Source organism: Sinomonas sp., assembly GCF_036848755.1.
Taxonomy (GTDB): Bacteria; Actinomycetota; Actinomycetes; order Actinomycetales; family Micrococcaceae; genus Sinomonas.
The window spans coordinates 1-8,646 of the sequence record NZ_DAIUJO010000136.1 but is presented as its reverse complement, the minus strand read 5'-3'; the positions used below and the strand labels follow the sequence as shown (position 1 = coordinate 8,646).

Below are 8,646 nucleotides of genomic sequence, written 5' to 3'. Positions count from 1 at the left end.
ACCGCTCGAGCGGCTTGTCTCGCGCGAGATCGCGCTCGAGGAGGTCAACGAGGGAATGGACGCGCTGGCGTCTGGCCGGGTGATCCGGCAGGTGGTGACGTTCGACGGCGGGCGGCTGCGCGCCACGTAGATCGAGGGCTTCCCCCCACGGACGCACGTATCCGTCCCTCAGGCTTGAAGGAGTCCTGAACGCGAACCGGGGAGCCGTCAGTGAAGATCCTCTACCTCGTTCGAGAGTGGGCCGAGGCCCGTACTGCCACGCCACAGCGGAGGATCTACGGCTGCAGCACCGTTGCCTTCCTTCTCGCGGTCGGCGGGCGGGTGATGGTCACCGAATCTCCTCCTTGGGCGTTCTGGACCTGCTCGCCCGCGCCAGGCAAGACGGCCCGTGACCGGCGTCTACTCCTCCGCCAGGTGCAGAGCCGCCGCTTGGAGAATGCCCTCGACGTCGGCCTCCGGCACGTCCCGCTTGTACGCGTCGGCAACGGTCTTGAAGCCCGCGGCCATCCCGAGCACGAGCCGCGTGTAGTCGGGCGCCAATGCCTCGATGACTCCCGAGACAATCTGGGGGAGAACTTCGCGGAGCGCCTCGATCTGCTCCGTGGAGCCGCCGCTGAAGGAAACCGACACCCCCTCGTCGAGCCGGACCAGAGACTTCAACGACTCCTTGAACATTTTCGTCGCGTTGGGGTCGTCCGGCTCCCATGAGAGGGTCGCCGTCAGGATCCCGATGCCGCGCTGGACCATTTCAGTGTCGTCGCTCATTGACCCATCATCACCCCAACGTCAAAAGGACGACGGCGAGCCTCGCCCGAGCCGGCGCAGCGGGCGACGGCGGCGCTCGCCGGGCAGCAGTGTCCCCCGTGGAGCACGTCGACTCGCCGAAACGCCCTTTACTGATCCAGCGGAACGGTCAATACTCCGAAGGGTGCCGAGCATATCCGAGTTCGAGCGCATGCCGCCGACCAGCTCTGCGATCGACGAGTCCCCGATGAACCCTGACTTCCATCCGGCCCTAGACATCGAACACAAGCCAGCGAACTGAAGCGAAGAGGGAAAAGGAGAAGACAGCCGTGTCCGAGAGTGGCAGCGAAAGCGAGAACCCCGTCATCCCGTCTCCGACTCCGAAGGCGAGTCGGCCCAGGACGATCCACGATTGGTGGCCGAACCAGCTCAACCTGCAGGTCCTCCATCAGCACTCGCCCCAGGCCAACCCGATGGGCCAGGACTACAACTACGCCGAGGAGTTCAAGACCCTCGACGTCGAGGCGTTGAGGCAAGACCTCATCGAGCTCATGACCAATTCGCAGGACTGGTGGCCCGCGGACTACGGCCATTACGGCCCGTTCTTCATCCGCATGTCGTGGCACTCAGCGGGCACGTATCGGATCGAGGACGGCCGGGGCGGCGGCGGCAGCGGCGCGCAGCGTTTCGCTCCGCTCAACAGCTGGCCGGACAACGCAAGCCTGGACAAGGCACGGCGCCTGCTCTGGCCGATCAAGCAGAAGTACGGCCGGAAGATCTCGATGGCGGATCTGATTGTCTACGCCGGCAACGTCGCCATGGAGTCGATGGGCTTCAAGACCTTCGGTTTCGGCTTTGGGCGCGAGGACATCTGGGAGCCGGAGGAAGTCTTCTGGGGTCCCGAGGACACGTGGCTGGGAGACGAGCGCTACACCGCTCCGGGCGACTTCGAGAATCCGCTAGGCGCCGTTCAGATGGGTCTCATCTACGTGAACCCAGAGGGGCCGCAAGGCAATCCGGATCCGCTGGGGGCGGCCCACGACATCCGAGAGACGTTCCGCCGCATGGCGATGAACGACGAGGAGACGGTCGCGCTCATCGCCGGCGGGCACACGTTCGGCAAGACGCATGGCGCGGTCAAGCCGGAGAACCTCGGCCCCGAGCCAGAGGCTGCCCCTCTCGAGCAGATGGGTCTCGGCTGGAAGAACTTCGCGGGGACGGGCAACGGCCCGTACACCCTCACGAGCGGACTCGAGGGAGCGTGGACGAACCAGCCGACCAAGTGGGACAACGGGTTCTACGAGAACCTGATGAAGTATGACTGGGAGGTCACCGAGAGCCCGGCGGGTGCCAAGCAGTTCAGGCCCACGAATCCCGAGGCCCAGAACACCGTCCCCGACGCCCACGATCCGTCGAAGCGCCACGCGCCCATGATGCTGACTACCGACCTTGCGCTCCGCGAAGACCCCGTCTACGGGCCGATCTCGAAGCATTATTTCGAGAACCCGGGCGAGCTCGCCGACGCCTTCGCGAAGGCTTGGTACAAGTTGCTGCACCGCGACATGGGACCCATCACGCGGTATCTCGGGCCTTGGGTAGCCGAGCCGCAGATCTGGCAGGACCCGGTTCCCGCCGTCGACCATGAACTGATCGACGAGGGGGATGCCGCCGCACTCAAGGCCAAGATCCTGGATTCAGGCCTGTCCATCTCGCAGCTCGTCTCGACTGCGTGGGCGTCGGCGTCGAGCTTCCGTGGGACCGACAAGCGGGGCGGGGCGAACGGTGCCCGGATCCGCCTCGCTCCGCAGAAGGACTGGGAGGCCAACCAGCCTGCCGAGTTGGCGAAGGTCCTGGCGACGCTTGAGCAGGTCCAGCAGGACTTCAACAACTCCCAGGCGGGCGGAAAGAAGGTTTCCCACGCCGACGTCATCGTCTTGGGAGGGTGCGCGGCTGTCGAACAGGCGGCGAAGAAGGCAGGCTTCGAGATCACCGTCCCGTTCGCTCCCGGACGGACGGATGCCTCGCAGGCGCAGACTGACGTGGAGTCGTTCGCGGTGCTCGAGCCGAAGGCGGACGGCTTCCGCAATTACCTCCGCGCAGGGCAGAAGCTGCCTCCCGAGACGATGCTCGTGGACCGGGCGTTCATGCTGAATCTGAGCGCACCCGAGATGGCCGTCCTGGTCGGCGGCATGCGGGCGCTGGGGGGCAACTTCGGGCAGTCCCAGCATGGGGTCTTCACCCACCGGCCCGAGACCCTGACCAACGACTTCTTCGTGAATCTGGTCGACATGGGGACGGAGTGGAAGGTCTCCGAATCGGAGGAGAACGTCTACGAGGGCCGGGACCGCGCGACGGGCGAGCCCAAGTGGACGGCCACCGCCGTCGACCTCGTCTTCGGCGCGAATTCGCAGCTTCGGGCGATTTCCGAGGTCTACGCGTGCGACGACGCGAAGGAGAAGTTCGTCCGCGATTTCGTCAAGGCGTGGAACAAGGTCATGAATCTCGATCGGTTCGATCTCGCCCGGTAAGAGGCCACCCATGAGAAGGCGCACGGCCGCGGCCATCGCAACGATGGCCGCGGCCTGCCTGTTGCTGCCCGGCTGCGGCGGGGTGGGCGCTTCCAGTGAGCGGACGACGACGCCGCCACCCACCGCGACGTCGTCACCACCGTCGCCCACCACCACCGGGACGACGTCGGCCCCCGCGCCGTCGACGCCGTCGTTCGGCACCGGTGTCTATGGGTACGTGACGGCCGGCCCGACGTGCCCTGTGGAGCGGGAGGACCAGCCGTGTCCGCCGCACCCGGTGGCCACGGTGGTCCAGGCCCGCACCGCCTCAGGCGTGACGGTGGGCTCGACGGAGACCGATTCCGACGGACGGTACGCCCTGGACCTTGCCCCCGGCAGCTACAGTCTTGCCGTCGCGGGATCGACTTGGCCCCGCTGCCCGACCACCCCGATCACGGTGCGGGCCGGGTCCTTGGTCCGGGTGGATATTTCCTGTGACACGGGGATTCGGTAGGGCGCGCGCCCACTCTTGTCCGCCAGTAGACGGCGGCGATGACGAGAACTCCCCATATTGCGGCGGAGGATCCTCGACACGGACGTCAGGTCCCATGCGGGCTCCGACGGACGCCTAAGGATCACGTACCTCGCGGCCGGGCGACCAGCGGAAGAATTAGGGGAGATCGATCGGCCACTCGCTATCGCCTGAAAATCCCACTCTGAGCTCAGGCCTTCCTGAGCGCCGGAGCACCCGGTAGAGAATGGCGCCCTCGAAGGCGCCGAATGCCGTACCAAGGCGTCCAGAAAGCCCACGAATGTCTCGGCTAGCCGGCACAACCGCCATCTTGCCCGCTGACGCTAAAGCTCGCACGGCTCCGCTGAGCCATCGACCGTCACCGACGACTTCGGACCTACGCCAGAGACCATAGCGGTGGGCGTTGAGGGCGTGTGCCTTCCCTCCCCGGCGTGCTGCCGCAAAGATGCTTCGCGGATCGGTTCTGATGCGATAGGCGAGCTTTGCGCCCCCGGTGGTGAGCACGGACTGGCCCGACGATCTGATCCTCAAGGCGAGTTCGTTGTCCTCTCCCGCTGAGCCCATGGAGTGATCGAATCCCCCTAGTTCCAGCATGCGGGACTTTCTGATGCCGAAATTCCCGCCCATGAGAACAGGGAATGGGGCGTCTCGTTGGAAGTCGTCGAGAGACTGAATTGCCGAGTCGTCGCCGAGCCATTCCCGTACCCGACAGACCTCGTTGGGGAAGATCTCGTCTCCCAGCGGGATTGCAGACCCTGAGTAGACATCACATTGTTCGAGCAGCTCTGCTCCCTGCCGTATCCACTGCGCAGAGACGCAGTCGTCGCCGTCGCAGAAGAGCAGTTTCCCGGCACGGGAGAAGCGAGCGCCCACGTTCCTCGCGTAGGAGGCGCTTCGGCGAGCAGGAGCGGAGATCAAGCGCAATTCGGCCATTCGATCGTGACGGTATCGGGTCGAATATGCCTTCACTATGTCGACGGTGCCATCCGAGGAGGCGTTGTCTACGACCACGACCTCGTATCGGGGCGCGTCCTCTTGGGTTAGGAGTGCCTCGAGCTGGAGCCCGAGGGTTCGTGCGGCGTTCCTCACGGGAACAATCACAGAGACTTCTACAGCGATGGCGGCTCTCCTTCTCCTCATGTTTCGCCGATGAGATGGCTTTGGGACGGACGAAATCGAGTGCGTTGTCGCGGCCGCCCAGCGAGTCCCCCAAGGTCGGATTCACCGGGGAAGGCTAGCGCGCTGCGTCCTCCACCTGGTCGGTCGAGCAGCGAGGGCACTCAGTGGTGGCGGCAGAGGCGTAGACGCCAACGGCGCGCACCCTGGGGGAGTGCGCGCCGCCGTCGTTCGCTTGGTCGTCCCGCCGAAAGGCGAGGTTCCCGCCTCAGGGCGAGACGTGGTCCAGGTGCCGGTTCCGCGTGTGCGGCGTGAACTGGACGATGACCGCGGACACCACCATGAAGGAGGTGATGAGGAGCAGCGCCCACAGCACCGAGAGGTGCGGCAGGAGGGGAGCGATGGCCAAGACGCCGATGCCGCCGCCGATGTGGCCGACGCCGTCGACGAGCGCGAATCCGGTCGTCCGAGCGCGGGTCGGGAAGAGTTCCGCGGTGAGGGCGTAGGTGGGGGAGACCCACATGTTGAAGCCCGCGAAGATGAGGCCCGCCCCGATGAACGCGACGACGATATCGGTGCCGGCGAGGGCCACGGTGAACGCGCCTGCGAGGGTCACGACCGCCGCGATCGGGAGCCACACCCGCCGCTCGAGCTTCTCGACGATGAACGACATGATCACGGCCTCCGCGACGAAGCCGAGGGTCCCGACGGCTGCGATGACGCCCGCCTCCGGCGGCGCATAGTGCAGCGACGTGAGCACGGCGGTGAAGCCGGCGGCGAAGGAGTACACGGTGATGTACCCGATGAACCACATGACCAGCAGCAGGAGGATCCGCTTGAGGTAGAACCGGTTCCCGAACAGTTCGCGGTAAGGCGAGGACGACGGCGTCTCGGCGCCTTCCGCGCCCACGGCGGCCTGGGCGTCGTCGGCCGCTTCAGGAGCGGCGGCAGCGGCAATCTCGGGGAGATGGCCCTTCTGGAGGGCGCGCTGCTCCATGGCGGCGACTGTCCTGTCGGCTTCCTGGAACCGGCCGCGCTGGGCGAGCCAGCGCGCGGATTCGGGGAGCTCGAACCGCAGCAGGATCGCGACGACCGCCAGGATCGCGCCGATGCCGTACATCCAGCGCCAGCCGTCCTCGAAGCCCGGACCGGCGACGGCGAAGGGGAGGCCGAGGGGCCACGGGGTAGCGGGGGTCGTGAGCCAGAGGCCGAGCCAGATCCCGAAGAACGCGCCGAGGGCCGACATGATGAAGATGACCGTGGTGAACTTCGCACGCGAGCGCCTCGGTGCCACTTCGCTGATGTAGGTGTTGACGATCGCGAGATCGGCGCCGATGCCGATGCCCGTCACGATGCGCGAGATGGTGAAGTTCAGATAGTCGGTTGAGAACGCCGTGTACAGGGAGCCGAGGCCGGTGATGAGCATCGTGAACAGCAGCATGTTGCGGCGCCCGATGCGGTCGGCGACCGGGCTGAGCACGAGCGTGCCGACCACGTAGCCCGCAAGGTTGAGCACGACCGGCAGGGGCAGGGCGTCGAGCGCCGTCTCCGGCGTGCAGCCCTTCTGGAGGCTCACGCAGGTCTGGATGAACGAGACGTTGATGTCGAAGATGTCGTAGAAGGTGAACAGGAATCCCAAGCCGATGATGGCGATGAAGGACGGCGAGAGCGACCACACCTGGAGGCGGTCGAGGCGAGCATTGATGCTGCGTGCGGAGACTGCGATGGGTGCGGTGCTCACCTGGGGCTGTACTCCGCTCGGGCTGATGTGGGGACCGGAAGAGACATGAGCTTCCCTCATTTCACGTCGTTGTGACTGACACGCTGTGGCTGATGCGTTCGATATTAGAACTGCATGTTCCAATATCGCTTGGATGATCGTAGGGGTTGCTTCCTTGAGGGTTCAAGTACTTTCTGCGCATCAGAATCTTCCGAGAGGACGGGGCCTGCTTTCGAGCGGCGTCTGACGCATGTGTTGCACGACCCGGTGCTCTTGTGACGGCGGTTACTGGTACTTCGCGCGCAGGTCGTGGCTCCGACGCGGAGTGCGCCCCACCTTTGCGGCGCCATGGAACGGGCGCGGCCGGGATTGCCTTGTCCGATCTCCCAACTTGTTTCTCACTCTTGGCTCGGCACGCTCGTTCGAGGCTCAACCCCCCGGGTCCATGGTTCCTTGGGGCAGGGCCGCGGATGTGGACGGCGGCCTGCCGGGAGTCGAGTGAATCAACGAAGAGTGGGGGCGGAAATGAGCTTCAGGAAGCGCGCGGCTGGGGTGGTGGCTGCGGTTGCGGCTGCTGGGCATATGTGAAGACGTTGCCGGTTCCGAATTTTCTGATCCGAAGCGCGCCAACAACGTGAACAAGATCATCGCCATAGCGTCCCTTGCCGTCCTCGTCTCGGTTGCCGCCACCGGATGTGGTGCCAAATCTGCACCCAGTGATTCGTTGTCTATTGCCGATCCCAGCGACCCGTACAGCGCCTATCTGGCAGACGAGTTGTTGACGATCAATTCCGCGAGCAGGGAGCTTGACTACAGGTGCTATGCCGACAACGGATACCCGGAGTATTTAGAGGTGCTTCCGGCACAGAAGGCCAATCAGTTCAGATCTTCGGCTTCGACGCCGGATTTGAAGACCACCTTCCGGTCTTTTTCGGAATCGCCGTGGTTCTCCTCTGAGGAGGACGCCCGGTCAAAGGGGTACGGCCACACTGTTCCCGGACTGGACGCGCAGGTGTTTAGTATGGACAGTGCGTTGGCTAAAGTAGCCGCCGATTGCCGTGAATCGACCCTGAAGAAGACCTCAGGCAATGAGGATGTAGTAAGCGCCTACGTCCAAGTGGGAAACTCGCTCGCTGAAGCCCTCGCGGTCATTCCGAATCAGGCCAAGGAGCCGGGGACAAAAAAAGTCTTTGAGTGCATGGACAAAGGCCAGTACCCGGTGGACCCTAACGGCCCAAATAAACCCGTTGGATGGGGTGTGGATTTCGGCGTGCCGCTCGGTACCGAGCCGCGCATGCCCGGGGCACAGGACCTGACCAAGGGGGCCGTGACAAAGGTGATTCCGGCGCAGCCGGCCCTGCGATATGAGCCCACGGCCAAGGAGTCAGAGTCGGCCGCTGCGATGTACCGCTGTTCTGTGGAAACAGGGGCGCGAGACGACTGGGTGAAGATCATCAACGCCGCCAAGAACGCCGCGCTGGCGAAGCACGAGGCAACGTTGATCGAGCTGAATCCGAAGATCAAGGACCTCGCGAAGTCAGCGGCCCTGACGTTGCAGGCGAACTCGTAGTCTCGTGCGATCGAGCAGAAGGAAACGGCTTTGGGCCATTGGCGGAGCGTCCATCGCCATGGCGGCCCTTGCGGCGAGTTTGGTGTTCTTCGTCCTTCCCCAACTCCGCACGCCACAGCAGATGGCAGCGGAAGCGGCGCCTCCAGCGCCGTTGCCCATAACCGCGGTGGCAGAGAGGCGTGCCCTGAGTGCGAAAGTCGTCATGCGCGCGGTGGTGGCCCCTGGTGCCGCATTCGAGCTCAAACCATCGGATGCGCTGGTTGCAGCGGGAACCGTTGTCACCTCGATTCCCGCCGCATCCGCAACGACCGTGTCGATCGGGACAGTAGTGGTCGAGGCGAACGGAGAACCGCTCATCGCGATGAACTGGCCGTTCCCTGCCTACCGTGACATCCGCGCTGATGATGCCGGCCCTGATGTCGTGCAGCTGCAGAAGACTCTCAGCGGGCTCGGCTAC

General features: G+C 64.8%; 6 protein-coding genes and 1 pseudogene. 4 read left to right on the top strand and 3 right to left on the bottom strand.

Features of this window, described 5'->3' with window-relative positions:
• Positions 1-399: 399 nt before the first annotated feature.
• The gene (locus V7053_RS16475) at positions 400-765 is read right to left on the bottom strand and encodes a hypothetical protein (RefSeq protein WP_334173357.1); all 366 of its coding nucleotides are present in this window, start codon (positions 763-765) and stop codon (positions 400-402) included.
• 308 nt (positions 766-1,073) lie between these two features.
• On the opposite strand from V7053_RS16475, the gene katG reads away from it, so the two are divergent.
• Positions 1,074-3,272 carry a catalase/peroxidase HPI gene (gene katG / locus V7053_RS16470; protein ID WP_334173356.1) on the top strand — a complete coding sequence of 733 codons (2,199 nt, stop codon included), beginning with the start codon at positions 1,074-1,076 and terminating at the stop codon, positions 3,270-3,272.
• Between the two features lie 10 nt (positions 3,273-3,282).
• Positions 3,283-3,765, top strand: a complete 483-nt coding sequence (locus V7053_RS16465; RefSeq protein ID WP_334173355.1) for a carboxypeptidase-like regulatory domain-containing protein — start codon at positions 3,283-3,285, stop codon at positions 3,763-3,765.
• Between the two features lie 156 nt (positions 3,766-3,921).
• Here V7053_RS16465 and V7053_RS16460 read toward each other — a convergent pair whose 3' ends face one another.
• Positions 3,922-4,884: a glycosyltransferase gene (locus tag V7053_RS16460; protein WP_334173354.1), complete on the bottom strand. Its 963-nt coding sequence runs from the start codon at positions 4,882-4,884 to the stop codon at positions 3,922-3,924.
• A gap of 283 nt (positions 4,885-5,167) precedes the next feature.
• Positions 5,168-6,640, bottom strand: a complete 1,473-nt coding sequence (locus V7053_RS16455) for an MFS transporter (RefSeq protein ID WP_334173353.1) — start codon at positions 6,638-6,640, stop codon at positions 5,168-5,170.
• Between the two features lie 613 nt (positions 6,641-7,253).
• On the opposite strand from V7053_RS16455, the gene V7053_RS16450 reads away from it, so the two are divergent.
• Both V7053_RS16450 and V7053_RS16445 read left to right on the top strand, forming a co-directional pair.
• The gene (locus tag V7053_RS16450) at positions 7,254-8,189 is read left to right on the top strand and encodes a hypothetical protein (RefSeq protein ID WP_334173352.1); all 936 of its coding nucleotides are present in this window, start codon (positions 7,254-7,256) and stop codon (positions 8,187-8,189) included.
• A gap of 58 nt (positions 8,190-8,247) precedes the next feature.
• Positions 8,248-8,646: pseudogene (locus V7053_RS16445) on the top strand (hypothetical protein); the annotation flags it as partial.